The sequence below is a fragment of the Thermosipho atlanticus DSM 15807 genome (assembly GCF_900129985.1).
In the GTDB taxonomy this organism is placed as follows: Bacteria; Thermotogota; Thermotogae; order Thermotogales; family Fervidobacteriaceae; genus Thermosipho_A; species Thermosipho_A atlanticus.
Genome location: NZ_FQXN01000004.1, coordinates 143,503 through 164,624 on the forward strand (window position 1 = coordinate 143,503; position 21,122 = coordinate 164,624).

Here is a 21,122-nt window from a genome sequence, read left to right on the forward strand (position 1 = left end):
ATGGCTTTAAATATAATGCAATTAGCAACGATGTTTGCAGATAAAAATCCAGGAATAACTCAGGGACATAGACTTTGTCCTGGATGTGCTGCCCCCAACGTGGCAAAGTTTGCCCTTATGACAGCACAGTCCCTTGGTTATACACCTGTTGTAGGTCTTGCAACTGGCTGTTTGGAAGTTTCAACAACTATATACCCATTTACAGCTTGGAATGTTCCTTACATTCACAACGCTTTTGAAAATGTTGGAGCAACAATAAGTGGTGTTGAAACAGCGTATAGAGCACTTGCAAAAAAAGGAAGAATTGTGGATCCAAACAAAAAATATGCTTTCTTTGCTTTTGCTGGTGATGGTGGAACATACGATATTGGACTTCAATCACTTTCAGGTGCAGTAGAAAGAGGTCACAAGTTTATATACATTGTATATGATAACGAAGGATACATGAATACTGGAAACCAAAGATCAGGTTCAACTCCTGCAGGTTCACAAACAACAACACAACCCGTAGGTAAAAAACTTCCTGGGAAAGTACAGCTTAAAAAGAATATTGTAGAAATAATGGCTGGTCATGAGAATGTATATGTAGCAACAGTTTCAACATCAGAACCAATGGATTTCTTTAAAAAGATAGAAAAGGCTTTAGAATTTGATGGTCCAGCATTTATTGCAGCATTTTCACCATGTGTAAGATTTTGGAGAGTTAATGATGATAAAGCAGTAGATATTTCAAAACTTGCCATTGAAACAGGGTATTGGCCATTGTATGAAGTTGAAAGAGGAGTTTATAGAATTACCAAGAAGGTAAAAGAATTAAAACCAGTAATAGAGTTTATTAAGGCCCAAGGAAGATTTAGAAATCTTTTGAAAAGATCTGATGCCGATGAAATTATTGGAGAACTTCAAGAGTACATTACAAGAAGATGGGAAAGACTTCAAATTCTTGAGGAAGCAACAAAAGATAAACCAATAAGATAATGAGTTTTCATTATACTTCATATTTAAACAAGGCTCTTTTTAAAAAGAGCCTTGTTTTTTGGTATATAATAGTAAGGAGGTGATGGAATGGCTGATTTGTTTACAATAATATTTCAGATTTTTTGGATGGTACTGATTGTAAGCAGTTTAACACCATTATTTAAAAGTTTTTCACTTCATGCATCAAGGGAAGGGATAATTAGAAGTATAGAGAAAAAAAGAAATAGTAGAGTTATTACACTTATCCATCGGGAAGAGTCTATAAGTTTATTTGGTGTTCCTATAAGAAGGTACATTGATATAGAAGATTCTGAAGAATTAATTAGAGCTATAAAAATGACCCCAAATGATATGCCAATTGATATAATAATTCATACTCCAGGTGGTCTTGTACTAGCAGCGGAACAGATTGCAAATGCTTTGAAAAAACATAAAAGAAAAGTCACAGTATTTGTACCACATTATGCAATGTCTGGAGGAACTTTAATAGCACTAGCTGCGGATGAAATAGTTATGGATGAAAATGCTGTGTTAGGACCCGTTGATCCTCAACTTGGACAATATCCTGCTGCCTCCATTTTGTCAGTTGTACGAAAGAAAGATATTAACGAAATTGATGATCAAACTTTGATTTTGGCCGATGTTGCTGAAAAGGCGATAAGACAGATGAAAGAGTATGTGACTGATTTATTAAAAGAAAAGTATAATGAGAAAGCTGAAGAACTTGCAGACAAATTAGTTAGTGGTTACTGGACACATGATTATCCAATTACTATTGAAAAAGCTCGAGAATTAGGTTTAAAAGTGACTAGCGATATGCCTAAAGAGGTGTATATGCTAATGGATTTGTATAAGCAATCTGGAAAGAGAAGACCGTCTGTAAATTATGTTCCCGTTGATTATAAGAATTTAAAAGGAAAATAATATATGATAGAATATACTTTGTGATTTAAAAAAGGAGGCAGATATGTTTTATTCACTTTTACTATCTTTTGTATTCACTATTCTTATAATTCCTTTTTTGAGAAAAGTAGCATTTAAGTATAATGTTGTAGATTATCCTGATAAAGTGTTAAAAAATCATGAAAAAGCTACCCCTTATCTTGGTGGGGTAGCTTTTATGCTTTCGTTTTTGTTTTTTACACCGTTTAGTATTTTTAGAAAATTGTATATTCTGGTTTTAGCGTTTTTGGGGTTATACGATGATATAAAATCGTTAAATCCTTGGTTGAGAATGTTTGTAGAGTTTTTAATAGGATATTTTGTTTCAACTCGCTTTTTAACAAATCCTGTAGAAATTGTAATTGCTACAGTGTTTTATGCCTTTTTGATAAACTCAGTTAATATGATGGATGGTGTGGATGGGATTTGTGGAATAACTTCTGTTATTGCAGCATTTGGCCTTTTGTGGACTGTTACATTTCCGTATGACAAGTTTTTCTTAACGGCTCTAATTGGTTCGTTAATTGCGTATCTTTTTTATAATTTTCCCCCAGCAAAAATCTTCATGGGGGATATGGGAAGTTATACGATAGGCGGTATATTGGGTGTAGCAGTAATATCATCATTTTCAAAAAGTTTGTCACATACAATAGCTTCTTTGATTATACTCTCACCTTTTTTTGTTGATATCTTTTCAAGTATGCTGAGGAGGATGTTAGCTGGAAAATCCCCATTTAGTGGTGATAGAGATCATATTTATGATAAACTGTTTAGAAAGCTCAAAAGTAAAAGAAAAACCTTTTTTGCAATGACATTTATTAGTACACTATTTTGTTTGTTGGGAATTCTTTTCCTTTATAACAGTGTTTTTTCATTGGTATTGACTGGTGTTTTTATACTATTTCTAATTTTAAAATTGAAACTTTTAAAATTTGATAGTGAGGTAAGAAATGAATAACAAAGTTAATTACAAAATTATAGTAATCTTTTTGGTTCTAATTTTATGGATTTTCTTAATATTTTATTTTTCTTCGAGAAGTCCAGTGAAATCTTCTCAACAGTCTAGTTTTGTTACGAATATTTTGAGAAAGATAGATCAAGCCATTGACTTTTCAAATACAGCATTGTTTAGAAAATTAGAGTTGTATATAAAGAAAATGTGGTTTAAGACGCAGTATGTTCCTGCTGAAATGTTAGTAAGAAAAACGGCTCACTTTGGTTTATATTTTATTTTGGGTTTTTTAAGTTTTATTGGCTTTTCGAAAATAACAAAAGTTTATATTGCATTACTTTTGGGTATTACTTTTCCAAACTTTATTGCTGTTATAGACGAATATAGTCAACAATATTATAATCGAGGTTCTTCATTAAATGATGTAATTATTGATCTTTCCGGCATAATTTTTGGAGTTCTTTTTGCCTTTTTATTACTTTTGTTATTTGAAAAGTTTATTAAATATTTTCACAAAAGGTATAAAAAGAAGTCAATAGAAGAAGATGGTTGATTCTTTACAATGTTTAAGTATTTTTGTTAATTTAAGTTTTTGTTAGGAGGTAAATTTGAGACTTTTAACTTTAAACTGTCATTCGTGGTTGGAAGAAGATCAAATGAAAAAGTTACAAATAATTGCTAATGACATCATAGAAAAACAATATGATGTTATAGCACTTCAAGAAGTAAATCAGTCAATTGGTGCAAAGTTAATAGGAGCTAATGTTAGAGAAGACAATTTTGCATTGGTGTTAATAAATAAAGTTAACGAACTTTCAAAGGAGAAATATACACTATACTATGAAAAGTGTCATATTGGATTTGAAAAGTATGAGGAAGGAGTTGCAATAATTACAAGACATAAGGTTGTTAATGTTGAATCGTTTTTAGTATCAAAAGTTGATGATTTCTACTTTTGGAAAACAAGAAAAGTAATCAAGGCATCGGTTTTGATTGATGGAAAAGAAATTGATTTTTATTCATGTCACTTGGGATGGTGGGATGACAAAGAAGAGCCATTTAAAGCTCAGTTTGATAAATTATATAACTTAATAGATAAAGAAAAACTAACATTTCTTATGGGAGATTTTAATAATAATGCTTTTGTGAGACAAGAAGGATATGACTATATTTTGTCAAAAGGGTTGTTTGATACATATAATTTGGCTAAATTCAAAGATGATGGTGTTACGGTAAAAACGAGTAATTTGGATGGATGGAATGAAAGTAATAATAAATTGAGAATTGATTTTATTTTTGTAAATAAGTGTATTGAAGTTACATCATCATTTGTGATATTTAACGGTATAAATAAGGAAGTTGTTTCTGATCATTTTGGAGTAAGTGTGTTTCAAAAATATGAAGATGTGCTTTGAGATTCTTCGCTTATGCTCAGAATGAAAAAAAGGAAGAACGCTCAGTTTTAAGCAGATCTGCTTTTTATGGTAAACTAAACAAAAAGAAAAAATTTACTAAAGGAGCAAAAAACATGAAATATTGGAAATTATTGGGTCTTTTTAGTATAGGTGTATTCATTGCCGGTATTCTTGTATCGAATATGTTCAATCCGTGGTTCAATATATCGATTCATACTTTTAGCAAACTTGGAAAACCTGGATTTGCAACATATCCTTGGATTTTTTCATGCTCACTCATAATAGGTGGCATTTTGATGAGCCTCTACGGATTTTTTATGACCCTGAAATCTTATTCAAAATCTGGAACTATTGGAGGATCGTATGTTCTTTTAAGTGGAATTTTTATGATTCTTACTGGTCTTTTTCCAGATGGCACTAAACCGCATGATTTCATAGCCCTCTCAACTTTCCTGCTTTTCTATATAGGAGAAATGATATATGGTTTTGGCTCCTCAAAAGCGGTTAATTTTTCTACAACACTTGTGATGATCGTAGCACTAATAGCGTTATTATTTAACCCTTTCCCTTCTCTTGGATACCTTGAAATTTTTGGAGTCTCACTTGTAGTTGTGGATCTCATCATAATAATGTTCGAATCTATTTGAAAAAAGTTACATTAGCAAATTTCAAGATATCAATAAATTATTAGTTAAGCCAGAAAATTTTAGCATAGAATAAGATCAGCCAAACATTTGAATAATCTATTGCACGTATCTTATTCCTTGTTAGATTCCAAATAAGCCAACTATCAATTGTTCCAAACAATATATTTCCTTTTTTTACTTCTTCATAACCATCTTCTTTCAATTTTTTACACGTTTCCGCTGTTCTTCTACATTATCAAACAATTGAATTGTATACAGGTTTACTTGTTCTTCCATCCCATAATATAGTAATTTTCTGTTGATTTGTTATACCAACAATTCTCATATCTTTTACGCCAACTTCTTTTAACACTTTGTTTGCAACATTCTGCTTATCCATTGGAACTTGTTCCAGCCATTCTGGCTTTGGATAAATCCGTATGTGTATAAAATAAATGGGCAAGATAAGGAGTTAAAAAAGTTGTAATTTGAAAAAAACGATCTTTGAAAATATGAATATGAAATGTAAATATGGAATAAGGATATAGAAGAAGAATGTGAGATAAAGATATGAAAGGATATAATAAGGTAAAAATTCGAATAAGGAAAATAACGACGGAAAAAGGAGGCAAAGAAGAGGATAACCCATGAGGAGCACATTCTGAAATATGTCAATAATTATGGAGTCTGAGGAATGAAAATATCTAAGATTAAAAATCCAGTGCAAAATATGAAAAGTTTGAAATAGTAATACTTGATTTGATAGTAGATAATACAAGTATAGTAAGAATACTTATAGATACAAGAAATGTAAAAGGAAAAATGCTAAAGGATAAGATTAACCAAATGTTTACAAAAGACGGTATTCAATGCTGGGTTGGTATGGCTGATTTGCCTTTTTGAAAATTAACATCCGCTTTCTTGACAAAGGCTCTGTAATAAATATTTAAATAACAGTTTTATTGACATCTAGATTAAATTATGATATCATATTTTTCGCGGCGGCGTAGCTCAGTGGCTAGAGCAACTGATTCATAATCAGTGAGTCATGGGTTCGAGTCCCATCGCCGCCACCATTTATTAGCCCCCAATCGGGGGCTATTTTTTATTTTTTTGTTTTTTGTTTAATTTTTGATATAATTTTTAAAAGCTTGGGAGGTGATATTATGAAAATAAAAAAGGGTTTAATGATATTAGGAGTGTCTTTAATACTTACTATTCTCATTTTGTCTGGGTGTACACAAATTCCATTCAGTTTACCTATACCTGCAACTAATCAATACATTTTAAATGTAGGTCAATATGGAAATGTCCCTGTTTTGTTTAAAGACGTTATTTTTGATGAACTTCAAGGGGTGGAAGTACTTGATAGAGTCCAAATTGATCAATTAAGAGTTGATCTTGAGATTCAAGCAACTGGAACAATTATTGGAGAAGTAAATGTTACAGTCTATGCAAGTACTACTGAGATTACTTTAAATAACGTTTCTGATAGTTTAGTAATAGCAACGCAAACCTTTACAGATACCAACAAAGTTGTTAATGTAACTCTTGATTCTTCACAATCTCCTATTTTAAGAGAAATAATTGACTATTTCAACAATGGTGGTCGAATTTTCCATTTTGCTATTTTTGTTGAGAACATAGGTTCTAGTATTGATGAAGCTGGCGTGAGAGTAACTGGTGGCCTTTTAAAAGGAAAGTTTATAGTAATTCAATAATAGTAGTAATTTTTAAAGCTATTAACATTTTCAAACATGTAAAATTAATTGTAAATTAATCTTTAAAAAGCAGAGCGATTGCTCTGCTTTTTTTTATTTCTACCGCTTTTTATCTCCTGACAAAATATTTTAGATCAAACACAAAAAATTTTATCTATTGACAAAAATATTTGGTAATAGTATAATAAAATTTGTAGAAAGAAGGAAGAAACATTTATTTTTATTTTACTAATCAAGAATGTGCTATCAAGTTGTTGTTTTGTGAATATATTCAAAGTAAAAAACAATAAGGAGGTGAAAAAGTGTTGCCATTATGTCCAGTGTGTGGAAAACCAATGAAAGTAACTGAATTAAAATGTACACATGATAATGTAAAAGTTTCAGGTTTGTTTACAGTATCGCCATTAGCTTTTTTAGATGAAGAAGATATGAGGTTTGTAATTTTATTTTTGAGAAGTAGAGGAAACTTAAAAGAGATGGAAAGAATTACGGGAATAGGATATTTTACCTTGAGAGGAAGACTTGAGAGACTTTTGGATAAAATGGGTTTAAAACCAATTGGTGAGGATGAAGTTGAAGAAACGGATGATGTATTTACAAAATTAAAGAAAGGTTTAATAACAGTTGAAGATGCTTTAAATATGATTAAAAAGAAAAGTGGGGGTGGACAAAATGGATGAAATTAAAAAGGTATTGGAAGCTCTTCAAAAAGGGGAAATAACGGCTGATGAAGCGGAAGTGTTAATTCAAGCTATAAAGGAAAAAGAAAAAGCAGCGGAAGAAAAGATAAGATTTGAAGAAGAGCACGAAGAAAATGTTGAAGAAGAAAAAGTGTTTATGGGGGATAAAACAATAATTGCTGAAGGAGAAGTTTTTGAAGGTGATATTAATGTTGTGAGCGGTGAAGTAATCGTTAGAGGGACAGTGAAAGGTGATTGTTCAGTTGTTATGGGAAAACTTACTTTTTCTGGAGAAGTAATGGGAGATATGAATATTGTTGGTTCAAAAGTAAAATGGGAAGGGGGAATTATCCACGGGAGTTTAAATATTGTAGGGAGTAAAGAAAGTGGAAATATGCCAAAAGTTCGTGGAGGAATTACAAGGGTTAACAATCTATTTATGAGAGGTTTATTTGGTTTATTTTTAAAACCTTTTTTATCGGGAATTGAGATAAAGAATGGGAATTTCAAAGGAAAATGGAATTTTAAGAAAAATAAAACACAAAAATTTGACACATTAATTGTAAAAGAAGGGGAAACTTTTGAAACAAAAGATGATATTGAAGCTGATGAGGTAATTGTTAATGGAAAACTTGTTTGTTCAAATTTAAAAACTGACAGTTTAGCAATATATGGTGAGATTTCATGTGGTAATGTTTCGTCGGAAAAAATTATAGTTTCTGACTATGGAATTTTAAAATGTGGAAATATTTCTACTGAAAATATGATAATAGATGAAAATGCATCTGTAAAATGTGGAAATATTAGTGCAGAGGATATTTATTTAAATGGTACTATTAGTGCGGGCTTTGTAAGTTGTGAAGTTATCAGGGGGAAAGGTAAATTGAATACCGGGGGGATATCTTGTGAGGAGAATGAACTTGAGAGATAGGTTATTCGAGAAAAATTTTGTATTGTATATTTTAGGGAGATTAGTATCGTTAATAGGATCGGGGATACAGATAGTGGCGATACCACTTTATATATTAGATTTAACAGGTTCAGGGACAGCGATGGGGATATTTACATTACTTGGAATGTTGCCAAGGTTATTGGCAGCACCCTTTGCAGGGGTGATAGGGGATAGATGGAATAGGAGAAATATAATGGTATGGACAGATTTTTTGAGGGGGATTTTGATATTAATACTGGCGTTTTTGGCATATAAAGGTGCGATGGGGATAATAATATTGTTTATAGTACAGGCGATAGTATCGGTATTAGATGGATTTTTTGGGTCGGCGACTGTAGCGATGTTGCCGGACATAGTAGAGAATGAACATTTAAGAGAAGCAAATTCAGTACTTGGTTCGGTAAATTCATTTTCAATGATAATAGGTCCAATATTGGGGGGAATCATATACGGTGTTTTAGGTATAGCGATGGTCTTTTTATTAAATGGTATATCATTTATAGTTTCAGCAATAAGTGAAATGTTTATAACTTACAATGTTGAGTTTAAAGAAAAAGGAAAATTGAACGTGACGAAGTTTTTAAAAGAATTTACACAGGGAATTGCTTTTATATTTAACAATCGAGGATTAAAGTACCTTTTTTCGTTTGCCATGGTTACAAACTTTCTGCTTAGTCCGCTTTTACAGGTGGTAGAACCGTATGTATTAAGACAGGTTGTCAAAATGAGTGCTCAACAATATGGTTTTGTTCAAACATTTTTTACTATTGGAATGTTGTTAGGGAATGTTATTTTAGTTGTATTTTTGAGTAAGGTGAAAAATAAAGTATTAATAGTTGGGGGACTTTTTTTAGAGTTGTTCATGTTATTAGCGTTTTCCATACTGATTTTCCCAAATGTTTTGTCGAATTTTACAATTTGGAAATTTTTCTGGTTAACAGGAATTATTTATTTTGCTATAGGTCTCTTTAATATATTTGTCAATGTTCCAATATCAACAAATTTGCAACTTATGACTCCAACAAACATACGTTCGAGAGTTTTTTCTGCAGTTGAAATTTTTTCGCAACTTATGGTTCCGTTAGGTGCAGTTATTTACGGTTTTTTGTTGGATCGTGTTGCCGCTCACTTGTTATTTTTAGTTGTGAATTTAATTACAATTTTTATAGCTGTGATTTTTATAATTATTGCACCATACGAAGTTTACGAACCGAAATCGTCAGAAATGCAGGAGATTAGCTAATATATGGAAGCTTTAGAAGTTGAAGGATTAAAGAAGACATATGTTTCAAAGAACAAAAGGGTTGAAGCAGTTAGAGGTATAAGTTTTTATGTGAACAAGGGAGAGGTCTTTTCAATACTTGGGCCGAATGGCGCAGGGAAGACCACTACTATAAAGGCTATACTAAGATTAGTTATACCAGAAGAAGGAAAAGTACATGTAAATAGAATTGATATTTCCAAACACATTTCTGAAGCACTAAAAAATTTATCTGCAGTTTTAGAAGGCAATAGAAACATTCATTGGAAAATGACGGTATATGAAAATTTAAGATATTTTGGTTATATTCGGGGATTAGGGGGACGATTTTTAAAAAGGAGAGTAGAAGAGGTGTTAGAATTTGTTGAACTTACAGATAAAAGAAATGAACTAGCTGGAAAACTTTCTAGGGGAATGCAACAAAGATTGGCAATAGCAATAGCTTTACTTCCAGATACTCCTATTATACTTTTAGATGAACCAACATTAGGGCTTGATGTTGAATCATCTATAAAAGTTCGTGAAATGTTAATTAGATTAGCTAAAAAGGGTAAAACAATTTTATTATCTACTCATGATATGCATCTTGTTGAAAAAGTAGCTGATAGAGTTTTGATAATAAACAATGGAAAAGTTATAGTTTGTGATAAAAAGGAGAATCTCATTAATGCGTTTAAAAAGAAAGCTTATAAGATAGTTTTTGAAGGAGAAGATCATTATGTTGATTTGAAAAAGTACGGAAAATTATATGAAGAAAATGGAGAAAAAATTCTAGAGGTGCAATTAGAAAATATGGAAGAACTATATAAAATAATGGATTATTTTAAAGAAAAACAAATAGAAATAAAACATCTTGAAAGTATTATGATTAATTTCGAGGAAATATTTGTGAACTTTGTCAGGAGTGGTAGGCAGTGAAATATTTAAATGTATTCAAAGGAACATTATTGAGGAGTTTTACAGAAGTAAAACGATATTATTTAAACACCTTAACTTCTTTTGGAATAATGACAATGATTTTTTATTTTATTGTCGTTGGAATAAATAAATTTGGAAATCCAGCTGTTCTTGGTGAAAGTGTTCAAGCAATTGCGATTGGTTATATTGTCTGGATGGCTCTAATTGGTACAATGACTGATCTTTCATGGACTATTATTAACGATACTAATATAGGTTTAATAGAACAAACGTTTATTTCACCAATTGGTCCAACAGTGATTTATTTATTGTACCAATTTTCCAATTTAATAATTGTAATACCCATGGAACTTGTCATAATGGTGATAGTTTTCAAGATTGCCGGTATACCAGTTTTAATTCCTTTAAGTTTCTTTATTGCTCTTGTATTGTTGATGATACAAGGATATGGAATAGGATTAGTACTTGCGGGTATGACTTTAAAGTTCAAACGAACTCAATCAATTCTTACTTTGTTACAGTTTGGGATTGTGGGAGTTTTGATGGGTAATTATGAAGGAATATGGAAGTATATTGTTCCAGCTAATGGATTTATACAAATATTTAAAAATATAGTTAATGGTAAGGGAACAACTTTAAATGATTGGTTTTATATGTTAATTTCATCAAGTATATATGTAATTGCAGGTATCTTGATATTTGAATGTTTTGCAAGGATTGTAAGAAGAAAAGGAGAAATTGCACAATATTGAAATGTAAGCGTAACCTTTATTAGAAATGCCATGGCCTCTGTTTATTGAGGCCATGTTTTTTTATAATATATGCTACTTTATTTATGCAATGAATTTATAATTCAAGTAAAATTAATATAAAAGCAAATATTTGGCAAAATATGTAATGTAATAGTATATTAGCAAACTGATTTGCAATGATATAATAAAAAAAGTTATAATACAGTAAGGAGTTTAAAAAATTTTTTGATCTTTTCTATTCTAAAGTTCTAATTGTGTAAATAACATAGTTTTAGAACAATTCATGGGAGGGGGATCTAAGTGAAGAGAAAATCTCCGAAAAATAGTTTATTTGCCAGGAATTTTGTTTTATACATATTGGGGAGATTAGTATCGTTAATAGGATCGGGGATACAGATGGTAGCGATACCACTCTATATATTAGATTTAACAGGGTCAGGAACAGCGATGGGGATATTTACATTACTTGGGATGTTGCCAAGGTTATTGGCAGCACCCTTTGCGGGAGTAATAGGTGATAGGTGGAACAGAAAAAATATAATGGTATGGACAGATTTTTTAAGGGGGATTTTGATATTAATACTGGCGTTTTTGGCATATAAAGGTGCGATGGGGATAATAATATTGTTTATAGTACAGGCGATAGTATCGGTATTAGATGGATTTTTTGGGTCGGCGACTGTAGCGATGTTACCGGACATAGTAGAGAATGAACATTTAAGAAAAGCAAATTCAGTACTTGGTTCAGTAAATTCATTTTCAATGGTAATTGGCCCAGCATTAGGTGGAATTATTTATGGGATTTCAGGAATAGCAATAGTCTTTTTGTTAAATGGTATATCATTTGTAGTTTCTGCAATAAGTGAAATGTTTATAACATATGAAATGAGGTTTAAAAGTGACCAAAAACTTAACTTTAAACTTTTTATTGTAGAATTCAAGGAAGGATTACTATTTATATTTAGGAAACGGGAATTAAAATATCTTGTTTCTTTTGCTTTATTGATTAATTTCTTGTTGTATCCGCTCTATGAGGTTGTAGAACCATACGTTCTTAGGCAAGTAGTAAAATTTGACGCTCAACAGTATGGATTTATACAAGCAATTTTTACTGTGGGGTTGCTTGTAGGAAATGTTATTTTAGCGTCATTTCTGAGTAAAGCTAGAAGTAAAGTTCTTATGATCTCTGGAATCTTTTCTCAAACAGCAATGCTCATAGTTTTCAGTATATTTATTTTTCCAAATATTTTATCCCTTTATGCTATTTGGGAATTTTTCATTATAACAGGTGTAATTTACTTTGTAATAGGTTTCTTTAATACATTTGTTAATGTTCCCGTATCAACAAATTTGCAACTGATGACTCCAACAAATATAAGGTCTAGGGTATTTGCCTCCCTTGAGGTATTAATACAGCTTATGATACCACTTGGTGCAGTTTTGTATGGGTTCTTGTTAGATCATGTTCCAGCTCATCTTATATTTTTGGTAATATCCCTTTCTGTATTGGCAGTATCATTGATTTTTGTATTTATTTCACCTGAAGAGATGTTTGAGCCAAAAATAGAAGAGGCTTAAAGGTAATTTATTTATTTTTATAATACTCTGTAACTTTATCAAAAGCTTTGTCTAATTCTTTGAGCAATCTTTCCTTGTCTTTTAAAGCAAGTTTAGAATTTTCGTTAATTTCTTTTACTTTTTGATAAAACAACATGTTTGCTTGTGTATATGACATATTGGGAGAGAGTCCCAATTTTCTAAATGCAGCTATTGTTTCTTCGTCTAACCCTACATTTTTAAGCTCTGCTTCTACATTTCTTCTTGTCTGATGGGTAATATTTTTAAATATGGAAAAGAGTATACTAAATATAATCAATGCAGGAATTATGGAAATAAATACTTTGAACAGAACGTCTAGTCCATAAAGTGGTGGATAAAATTCTAATGTAAATCTACTGAACAAAGAAAAGAATGTAAAGAAAAAGATAATTCCTATTGTTAATGAAACAATGGATGAAATTATTTTACCAATGTTTACTCCTGCCTTACGTCTTATAAATACTTTGCTTATAATTGATAATACAAAGATAATTATAAAAAATACTGTTATCAAAGTTTGAATATCTAAAGCTGGTGTCATGTGTAAATTCCCCCTTTCCAATAAATATGGAGTAAGACATTTATTTAAAAAATGGATATTACATTTAAAAAAGATTATGTGTTAAGTAAAATATAATCATTTTTAGTATACCATGAAAGATATATTAAAAGATTAAACGGGAAAACTAATTGACATATGAGGAAAAACGTTATAAAATAATTGTGAAAAAAATAACATATTTTTGGGTGAAAAATATGGAAATAAAGGTTTGTATGGGAAGTTCGTGTCATTTGAAAGGTGCTCATAAAATTGTTGAAAAGATCAAAAAAATGAGTTTAGATAACTTAGAATTGAAAGGGTCTTTGTGTTTTGGAGAATGTGCTATACAATTTTTACATAAATCAGTCACGTAATATTTTCCACCAGGACAATCATTACAAACATCTTTTATTACTCCCAACCCAGGATTTTCAACTAATAATGGTGATGTACCATCTATAATTTTTTCCATTTGTTCAGCAATTTCATATAGTTCAAGTTCTCGAACTTTTTTATAATCAAGCCCGAGAATAAATTTGATCTTTTCCTTTAAAATTTCACGTTCGTAAAAAACACGAGTTCTACCCTCACCGTTTATTTCGGGAATTAATTTTTTAGGAATTTTCGGAAGAACATCTTTAAGATTTCCATTTCTATAGCTCTTAATTATCTCCATATAGAGCATTCTTCTTAGTTTGATTACATTATTTAGAACAAATCTTCTCATTTGATCTCCTCCAAACACGAAAAAATAATCTCTCTTAATTTTTCTGGAGTGACAGATGTATATGTTGTATCATTCACTCTTACTATTGGTGGAGTATGGCCTTTGTTACAATCCCCGAAACACAAAGAATATTTAAAATTCAAATGTTTTTTAACTTCATCAGAAAGAGTTTCAACCATATTTACTAATGCGTTTGACCCCATTAAATGACAGGCAGTACCAACACAAATTTCCACATTAATTTTTTTCAAGTTGTTCATACGATCACTCCCTTTTATTGAAATAATAACTAATTACCTATATTTACAACATATTGTTATATTTTTCACAATATATATTATCATTATTTTTTTAGGAACTTTGTTTAATTAAGATTAAAAATTCGAAACAAAAAGTTTTAAACATTAATTAATTTTCAATATTAAATCTTTAGTTTAAGTGTAGTAAAATTCCCTTATTCTATTTTACTACTAAAAATTGATTTTAGTTACTTGATAGGTAAAGATTAACAAGAGTTTATACTTTAACTTTTAAAAAAATTCACGTTTTTATCGAGTAATAAATTTTTAATTTTTTGTTAACCTTGGAAATTGTGAAATAATTTTCAAATACTCATATTGATGATACAATAATAGATAGAAATAAGTTAAAAATGTAAATGAGGTGTAAAGCATGTCAGAATGTTCTAATAATAAAAAAACATTGATGTTTCCAAAACCAACACTTGAGAGATTAAAACTTTATCTAGCGTTGTTATTGCAAGAAGAAAAAGAATATATTTCTTCGGATGAAATTGCTAAAAAATTAAAAATTACACCTGAGCAAGTTAGAAAAGATATTTCATATCTAAATTTCGTAGGAAAACCCAAAGTTGGTTATCATATTCCTTCACTTTTAAATGAATTAAATGAACTTTTTGGAGTTGATGTTACTGATAATGTTATTGTCGTTGGAGCGGGGGGGTTAGGAACTGCTATTGCGAAATACAAAGGGTTTAAAAGAATAGGAATAGATATAGTTGCAATTTTTGACAATGATGAAGACAAAATCGGAACTTTTGTGAGTGAACTTGTAGTTCTTCCATTGTCTGAACTTCAGAGGGTTATAAAAAGATTTAAAGTAAAAATAGCAGCTTTGTGTGTGCCAAAAGAATCAGCTCAAGAAGCCGCAGATTTACTTGTAAAAAGTGGCATAAAAGCTATTTGGAATTTTGCTCCCGCTATTTTACATGTACCGCCTGGTATTTTAGTTGAAAATGAAGATATTACTAGGGGAATACTTTCAATTAAACATATGCTTGAAAAAAATAAGTAGGAGATTTTCACATGTAGTTATCTGGAAGATCATTTTCAAACAAAACAACATCACCTTGTTTTAAGAATTTTTTGAAAATTTCGGTAACTTCTTCAAGCGTGTCAACTACAAATATTCTTTCTTCTGGGAAATTAGAATCTAGGAGTCCTTTTTTTATTTCCTTAGTTCTATCTTTTCCAACTAAAAAGACATAGTCGGCGTATTTTGAAAGACTTTTTCCAAGTTTATAATGCTCCTCGTCTTCAATTTCTCCGAGTTCAACAAAACCTGGAGTAACAACTATCTTTCTTCTTCCATTGTAAAGTTTTAAATATTCAAGTGCCATTTTAAAGCCCTTTGGGTTTGAATTGAATGTATCATCAATAACTGTTATTGTATCATCCCTTATAATCTCTAACCTGTGTTTTGGTCTTTGAATGTCTTTGACTCTTTCTAAGACTTCTTCCACAGGTACCTTTATTTCAAAAGCAGTTACTATCGCAAGTAAAAGATTTCTTATATTTTCAATTCCAAATACGTTAGTTTCAATTTCAAAACTTACATCGTTGGGAGTTAGAAGCCTAAATTTAGAACCGTTTTTTTCTTGTTTGAGATCTTTTACTACATAATCTGCTTCATTATTTTCAATTCCACAGGTTATTATTTTCTTATTCGAAATTTTGCTGATTACTTTTTTTACATTTTCATCATCTAGGTTCACTATTAACATCTTTCCAGATTTTTCATTTTCAAGATATTCTTTAAAAGTTTCAAAGATTTTTTCCATACTATCAAATTCTTCGAAGTGTTGAACACCAATGGATGTTAAAACCGAAATTTCAGGTTGAACAAGTTTTAAAAGTTTGTTGTATCCATATGAATCATTTTCGGCTAGCTCAACTACGAAGATTTCATGAGATTTATCAAGTTTTTCCCTTATCGTTTTTGTAATACCCATTGTGGTGTTATAACTTTCGGGAGTCATTAGAGTTTTATAATATTCTGAAACAATGTGATGAATAAAATATTTTGTGCTTGTTTTTCCATAGCTACCGGTTACGGCAATGGTTAAAGGTTTTAACCTTCTATATTTTCTAACAGCATCTTTGAAATAATAGTTGTTTATTAACCTTTCAATGGGAATCATAAGGCCATTTATTAGCCAGAAATAAATGGAATTAAATAGCACAAGAGAAAAAGTACAGATATCTAGGAGTATTGTGTTGTAAATTATTACTTCAACAAAGAAAATTAAAAAGATTGTAAATGAAACAGTCAATAACCTTCTAAGTCTTTTTGTAAAAACCAGCGGTTTTTTCTTTTTTCTTAAAACAAATTTTCGAATATCTAGGTATAGAGAAAAAAGTCCGAATGGAATGGCGTAGAGAGGATTGAAAAAGTAGAGAATAATTGAAATTAAAAAAACAAAGTTCGAAAAATATCTATCAAGATGGCTAAAAATCCATCTTATAAATTTTTTTTCTGAGTACTCTTCAAGTTGAAGCATATGAAGTGAATAGAACGATCTTATTAGAAAGCTTGCAGCTACTATACTGAGAAAGATGATTCTAGTCATTTTTGTAAACCTCGCTCAGAAAGTTATTGAAATCACTTAAAAACTTTTCGAAATTTTCAATGTAAGGAAAATGTCCAGCATTTTTGTAGATTATAAGTCGAGAATTTCTAATTTTTTCATTGTATTTTTTTCCAATACTAACAGGAACATCCTTATCATTTTCTCCCCATATCAAAAGAGTTTTACATTTTATACTTTGAATTGTATCTGAGATATCTTCGTTTACTACTTTCTTTAAAATTTCTCTCATTGTTCCAGTTGATCTTTTGAAATCCTCTGAACCAAATTTGTTTTTGAGTTTTTCTAAAATAATCTCTTTTTTAGGAAAAACCGAGATAATCTTTTTTAAAAATTTGTAGAAGAAAATTTTAATTGTAATTTTTAATTTTTTTTTGGTTTTTATCCCTGGAGAAGAAATTAAAACAAGACCTTTTAACCATTTAGGGTTATTACTTGCTATAATTGCAGCTACTTTTCCACCAAAGGAATGTCCAACAAGTATTGCTTCATCTATTTTTAGCTCTTCAATTAATTTCTGGATATAATTAGCATATTCAAAACTGTCAATAGTAGAGTTTGGAATGTCACTTTTCCCGAATCCTGGAAGATCAATTAAAACTGATTGATAATCTAATAGCCTCGTAATTGGGTAAAAAGAGTGTAAGTTACCTCCCCAACCATGAAGAAAAACGACAATTTTGCCCTTTCCAGTTATTTCAAAATTTATGTTTATACCATTTACATTTTTCTTCATTTTGTCACCTTAATTGATAAGATGTTTGTGTCGATTGAATAAATTTTCTTTTTCTTGTCTTTGTAAACTTTTTCTGCAATGTTAATTAGATTATCAATTAAATGTGTAAAGGTTATTCCACTTGCTTGCCAAAGATAAAAAGCCATAGCGCCTGGTATGGTATTAACTTCATTTACGTAAATTTTATCTTTATACAAGAAGTCTATTCTTATATTACCATAACAATCGAGGGATTTAAAAGTTTTTACTGCAAGCTTAATTATTTCCTGTTTAATATTTTCATCAAGCTCTGCAGGAATTTTGTGATTTGAAAATTTTTTCCCTTTGTTAATATATTTTTCCTTGAAGTCAAAAAATTCTTTTTGCTTTATAATTTCTTCAATTTCTGAGACAATTGGTTGTTTATATCCTAAAACTGCGCAATTTAATTCTTTTGCATTTTCGATGGACCTTTCCACAAGTATTTTGTTGTCAAAAGAAAAAGCTACTTCCGCCGAGGTTATAAATTCTTCCTTTGAATATACTTTTGATATTCCTATGCTTGATCCCAGCCTTGCAGGCTTAATGTACATAGGATATCCTAGTTCTTTTTCACATGTTTCAATGAATTTATCATATGAAGAATCCCAATCTTGTTTTGTAATATATTTGAAGTCAACAACGGGGATATTGTTTTCTTTTAATATGAGTTTAGTTAGTACTTTATCCATTGCGATTGCTGAAGAAAGAATACCAGAACCAGTATATGGTATATCAAACATTTCGCAAAATCCTTGTAGCGAACCATCTTCACCGTACGTTCCGTGAGTTGCGAGAATACATAGATCGATTTCATATGTTTTAAAGTTGGTTTTTAACAAAAGTTTAGAATTCTTCTTTTTAAATTGATTAATCTTTTTAGCCTTTTTTTCAATAAGGTTTAAGTTTTTAAAATTTTCTATTTTTTCAAGTACCGAACCTGTATACCAATCCCCATCTTTATTAATGTATACAGGTATTACATTGTATTTATTTCTATCAATTGCATTTAATATCTGATTTGCTGTTATAATGGAAATCTCATGCTCAACTGATTTTGAGCCAAAGATTACAGCTACGTTTTTTCTCATACAATACCTCCTAGAGTTTTTCAATTATAGATTATAACATCAAATCTTGTATTTAAAAATAGAAAACTTTGAATTTTAACATATTACTCCTCTAAAAAACAAAACGGGTGAAGAGTTCACCCGTTGTTTTGTGAATAGGATGTATTTCAAGTTATAACAAATGCTTTTCAAGCATTTCTGCAACAATTGCTGAAGGAAACGGAGCGAGTTTTTTGATGTTTCTTTGATATTCGATTCTTGTTTCTTCTTTACTTGTGTCTATAATAATTTTTAGAGCACAAAATTCAACTCCGTTTTCGTAGCAAACTTTTGCAATAGCTGCGCTGTCCATATCCACAATTTCTGCAAGAGTTTCATTGTATATTTTTTCTTTTTCTTTCTCAGACTCCACAAAAACGTCCCCACTTGTTATGGGTCCAAGGATAATGTTGTCATATACATCACAAATGCGTTCAACAAGGCTTTGTGAAGCAGTTATTTTTGAACATTTCATATCTCTAGAATATATATCGTGTTCTATGTATTCTGTTCCACAAATTATTTCTCCAATTTTCCTTTCGGGGTTTAAAGCACCGGCAGATCCACAGTGAATAAAATATTTTGGTTGAAATTTGTCAATGAGTGCTTGGGCCATCATAGCTGCTTCGACTTTGCCAATGAAACCGTAAGAGAGAACGACTTCATTTGTTCCAATAAGTCCCCTAGTAAAAGGTCGTTTTAAAATTTCCCCATTTTGAAGAACAGGAAGTAATTCCCTAAAAGCACCGATAATTTCATCTTTTAGAACGCTTGTAATTACAATCATATGAATTCCCCCATTCTTAACTTATTTATTTATAAATCCACATTGAAAAATCTTTATCATATGTGAATTTCCCCAATTTTCCTTCGGAAAGTAGTTTGAAAAAAATATTTTTAGATCTTTCAAAATCACATTTTCCGCCTTTTGATATAAACCCCCTGGAGAGCCCAAATTTGGTTATGTAATCTTCAAAATCCTCCTCTACGTTAGCCTCAGTTTTATAAATATCAAATGCCCTTGAAATTATATCATAATTATCTATATTTTCTATTGGTAGTGAACCAACAAGTAATAGCTTTGCTGCAATATCCTTATTAAAAAGTTTTGCAAAAACTATGCCGGGAGTATCAAGAAGTTTTATTTTTCCAAGGTTAATCCATTGAACTCCCCTTGTTATCCCTGGAGTTGCACCAGTTTTTGCACTTCTTTTACCAGAAATTTTGTTGATTATAGAAGACTTTCCTACATTTGGTACTCCGGCAATTAATAGACGTGTTTCGTTGAGTTTAGTTTTAGAGTTTTTTAATACAAAGTTTTTAATTTTGGAAATTGAATCATTTTTGTTGAAAGAAATTACTGGAGCAGTTTGACCTATTGTTTGGAGCCACTTTGTTGTCAGCTCGTTATTAGCAATATCGGATTTGTTAAGTACAAATAAAATATTTTTCCCCTTGAATATATCTATTTCAAAAGCGGTTGTAGCAAGTGGGGCACGTGCATCAAGCACAATTAGTATTGAGTCAACCGCTTTTAAATATTCTTTTATCCGCCTTTTGGCTTTATTTATGTGTCCAGGATACCATACATTACTCACTTTGAATCACCTGGAACAACTAAAGTACCTACATTTTCCCCTGTTATTGCTTTTAAAAGGTTTCCCTTTTCAAAGAAATCTAATACCATTATATGCATATTGTATCTTTTGCAGATAGAAAAAGCTTCAGTATCCATGATTTTTAAATTTTTTTCAATTGCTTCATCAAAAGTTAGCTTTTCATACTTTTTAGCATCATCGTAAATTTTAGGATCTTTATCAAATACTCCTGGAACTTTTGTGCCTTTTATTAATATTTCTGCCTTCATTTCCACAGCTCTCAATGCAGCTGCGGTATCAGTTGTGAAGAAAGGATTACTTGTACCACCGGCGAAGATGACAAGATATCCAGCATCAAAATACAAGTTTATATCATCATAATGTATTGGACGGATAGATGGTAAACTAGTAACTTGTGAAACAATAACGGTCCTTATACCGTTTTTTTCGAAAATATCTTTTAAATAAAGTGCATTTATTACCGTTCCTAGCATTCCAATTTGATCGGCTATTGTTGGAGATAGTTCACTCATTTCCCTCCCCCTAAAAAGGTTTCCAGCACCTATAACGATGCCCACATTGGTACCATATTCGAGAATTTGTTTTAATTCTTTAATGAGGTACGATATGTTGTCAAGATTGAATCCTTTTTGACCTTCACCACTTAAAACCTCACCACTTAATTTAAGTAAGACCTTTTTATACATACG

Annotated in this window: 25 protein-coding genes and 1 tRNA gene; 15 read left to right on the plus strand and 11 right to left on the minus strand. The window is 30.7% G+C overall.

Annotated features, from left to right (window positions below; translation table 11 throughout):
• From BUB65_RS05980 to BUB65_RS06005, 6 genes are all read left to right on the plus strand, one after another.
• Positions 1-978: a thiamine pyrophosphate-dependent enzyme gene (locus BUB65_RS05980; RefSeq protein ID WP_073073195.1), complete on the plus strand. Its 978-nt coding sequence runs from the start codon at positions 1-3 to the stop codon at positions 976-978.
• 87 nt (positions 979-1,065) lie between these two features.
• Entirely contained in the window at positions 1,066-1,902 is an 837-nt protein-coding gene (locus BUB65_RS05985) for an SDH family Clp fold serine proteinase (protein ID WP_073073197.1), read from the plus strand.
• Positions 1,903-1,945: 43 nt separating this feature from the next.
• Complete coding sequence (locus tag BUB65_RS05990) at positions 1,946-2,878, plus strand: glycosyltransferase family 4 protein (protein WP_073073199.1); 933 nt, start codon at positions 1,946-1,948, stop codon at positions 2,876-2,878.
• Positions 2,871-3,425: a VanZ family protein gene (locus BUB65_RS05995; protein ID WP_073073202.1), complete on the plus strand. Its 555-nt coding sequence runs from the start codon at positions 2,871-2,873 to the stop codon at positions 3,423-3,425. Before BUB65_RS05990 ends, BUB65_RS05995 begins: the two co-directional genes overlap by 8 nt.
• Positions 3,426-3,480: 55 nt before the next feature.
• Entirely contained in the window at positions 3,481-4,287 is an 807-nt protein-coding gene (locus BUB65_RS06000; RefSeq protein ID WP_073073204.1) for an endonuclease/exonuclease/phosphatase family protein, read from the plus strand.
• The gene (locus tag BUB65_RS06005) at positions 4,284-4,934 is read left to right on the plus strand and encodes a DUF998 domain-containing protein (RefSeq protein ID WP_073073206.1); all 651 of its coding nucleotides are present in this window, start codon (positions 4,284-4,286) and stop codon (positions 4,932-4,934) included. Before BUB65_RS06000 ends, BUB65_RS06005 begins: the two co-directional genes overlap by 4 nt.
• A 40-nt stretch (positions 4,935-4,974) precedes the next feature.
• Here BUB65_RS06005 and BUB65_RS08355 read toward each other — a convergent pair whose 3' ends face one another.
• Together BUB65_RS08355 and BUB65_RS08360 are read right to left on the minus strand one after the other, a co-directional pair.
• Entirely contained in the window at positions 4,975-5,136 is a 162-nt protein-coding gene (locus BUB65_RS08355; protein ID WP_159429136.1) for a hypothetical protein, read from the minus strand.
• Positions 5,137-5,169: 33 nt separating this feature from the next.
• Entirely contained in the window at positions 5,170-5,313 is a 144-nt protein-coding gene (locus tag BUB65_RS08360; protein ID WP_159429137.1) for a hypothetical protein, read from the minus strand.
• Between the two features lie 600 nt (positions 5,314-5,913).
• Between BUB65_RS08360 and BUB65_RS06010 the strand changes: the two genes are divergently transcribed.
• From BUB65_RS06010 to BUB65_RS06045, 8 genes are all read left to right on the plus strand, one after another.
• Positions 5,914-5,989, plus strand: a tRNA-Met gene (locus BUB65_RS06010).
• 90 nt (positions 5,990-6,079) lie between these two features.
• The gene (locus BUB65_RS06015; RefSeq protein WP_073073209.1) at positions 6,080-6,634 is read left to right on the plus strand and encodes a hypothetical protein; all 555 of its coding nucleotides are present in this window, start codon (positions 6,080-6,082) and stop codon (positions 6,632-6,634) included.
• Positions 6,635-6,936: 302 nt separating this feature from the next.
• Positions 6,937-7,314 (plus strand): DUF2089 domain-containing protein, encoded by a 378-nt coding sequence (locus BUB65_RS06020; RefSeq protein ID WP_073073211.1) that lies wholly within the window; start codon positions 6,937-6,939, stop codon positions 7,312-7,314.
• Complete coding sequence (locus tag BUB65_RS06025) at positions 7,307-8,245, plus strand: SHOCT-like domain-containing protein (RefSeq protein ID WP_073073213.1); 939 nt, start codon at positions 7,307-7,309, stop codon at positions 8,243-8,245. The genes BUB65_RS06020 and BUB65_RS06025 overlap by 8 nt, the downstream gene beginning before the upstream one ends.
• Positions 8,229-9,509 (plus strand): MFS transporter, encoded by a 1,281-nt coding sequence (locus BUB65_RS06030; RefSeq protein ID WP_234946822.1) that lies wholly within the window; start codon positions 8,229-8,231, stop codon positions 9,507-9,509. Before BUB65_RS06025 ends, BUB65_RS06030 begins: the two co-directional genes overlap by 17 nt.
• A gap of 3 nt (positions 9,510-9,512) precedes the next feature.
• Positions 9,513-10,445, plus strand: coding sequence for an ABC transporter ATP-binding protein (locus BUB65_RS06035; RefSeq protein ID WP_073073218.1), 933 nt, complete (start codon positions 9,513-9,515; stop codon positions 10,443-10,445).
• Positions 10,442-11,197 (plus strand): hypothetical protein, encoded by a 756-nt coding sequence (locus BUB65_RS06040; RefSeq protein ID WP_073073220.1) that lies wholly within the window; start codon positions 10,442-10,444, stop codon positions 11,195-11,197. Before BUB65_RS06035 ends, BUB65_RS06040 begins: the two co-directional genes overlap by 4 nt.
• Positions 11,198-11,497: 300 nt before the next feature.
• Positions 11,498-12,775 (plus strand): MFS transporter, encoded by a 1,278-nt coding sequence (locus tag BUB65_RS06045; RefSeq protein WP_073073222.1) that lies wholly within the window; start codon positions 11,498-11,500, stop codon positions 12,773-12,775.
• 7 nt (positions 12,776-12,782) lie between these two features.
• Here the strand turns inward: BUB65_RS06045 and BUB65_RS06050 are convergent, their stop codons facing one another.
• The 3 genes from BUB65_RS06050 to BUB65_RS06060 form a co-directional block, all read right to left on the minus strand.
• Positions 12,783-13,337 (minus strand): hypothetical protein, encoded by a 555-nt coding sequence (locus BUB65_RS06050; RefSeq protein ID WP_073073224.1) that lies wholly within the window; start codon positions 13,335-13,337, stop codon positions 12,783-12,785.
• Between the two features lie 262 nt (positions 13,338-13,599).
• The gene (locus tag BUB65_RS08320) at positions 13,600-14,064 is read right to left on the minus strand and encodes a hypothetical protein (protein WP_073073226.1); all 465 of its coding nucleotides are present in this window, start codon (positions 14,062-14,064) and stop codon (positions 13,600-13,602) included.
• Positions 14,061-14,324, minus strand: coding sequence for an NAD(P)H-dependent oxidoreductase subunit E (locus BUB65_RS06060; protein WP_073073228.1), 264 nt, complete (start codon positions 14,322-14,324; stop codon positions 14,061-14,063). The genes BUB65_RS08320 and BUB65_RS06060 overlap by 4 nt, the downstream gene beginning before the upstream one ends.
• 412 nt (positions 14,325-14,736) lie before the next feature.
• On the opposite strand from BUB65_RS06060, the gene BUB65_RS06065 reads away from it, so the two are divergent.
• The gene (locus BUB65_RS06065) at positions 14,737-15,378 is read left to right on the plus strand and encodes a redox-sensing transcriptional repressor Rex (protein ID WP_073073230.1); all 642 of its coding nucleotides are present in this window, start codon (positions 14,737-14,739) and stop codon (positions 15,376-15,378) included.
• A 7-nt stretch (positions 15,379-15,385) separates the two neighbouring features.
• On the opposite strand, the gene BUB65_RS06070 is transcribed toward BUB65_RS06065, so the two are convergent.
• From BUB65_RS06070 to pyrH, 6 genes are all read right to left on the minus strand, one after another.
• Positions 15,386-16,933, minus strand: coding sequence for a Mur ligase family protein (locus tag BUB65_RS06070; protein ID WP_073073232.1), 1,548 nt, complete (start codon positions 16,931-16,933; stop codon positions 15,386-15,388).
• Positions 16,926-17,687: an alpha/beta fold hydrolase gene (locus BUB65_RS06075; RefSeq protein ID WP_073073234.1), complete on the minus strand. Its 762-nt coding sequence runs from the start codon at positions 17,685-17,687 to the stop codon at positions 16,926-16,928. The genes BUB65_RS06070 and BUB65_RS06075 overlap by 8 nt, the downstream gene beginning before the upstream one ends.
• Positions 17,684-18,796, minus strand: a complete 1,113-nt coding sequence (locus BUB65_RS06080) for a D-alanine--D-alanine ligase family protein (protein ID WP_073073236.1) — start codon at positions 18,794-18,796, stop codon at positions 17,684-17,686. The genes BUB65_RS06075 and BUB65_RS06080 overlap by 4 nt, the downstream gene beginning before the upstream one ends.
• Positions 18,797-18,947: 151 nt before the next feature.
• Positions 18,948-19,601 (minus strand): 5'-methylthioadenosine/S-adenosylhomocysteine nucleosidase, encoded by a 654-nt coding sequence (locus tag BUB65_RS06085; protein ID WP_073073238.1) that lies wholly within the window; start codon positions 19,599-19,601, stop codon positions 18,948-18,950.
• A 25-nt stretch (positions 19,602-19,626) separates the two neighbouring features.
• Positions 19,627-20,412, minus strand: a complete 786-nt coding sequence (locus tag BUB65_RS06090; RefSeq protein WP_073073240.1) for a GTPase — start codon at positions 20,410-20,412, stop codon at positions 19,627-19,629.
• Positions 20,409-21,119 carry a UMP kinase gene (gene pyrH, locus BUB65_RS06095; RefSeq protein ID WP_073073242.1) on the minus strand — a complete coding sequence of 237 codons (711 nt, stop codon included), beginning with the start codon at positions 21,117-21,119 and terminating at the stop codon, positions 20,409-20,411. Before pyrH ends, BUB65_RS06090 begins: the two co-directional genes overlap by 4 nt.
• Positions 21,120-21,122: the final 3 nt, after the last annotated feature.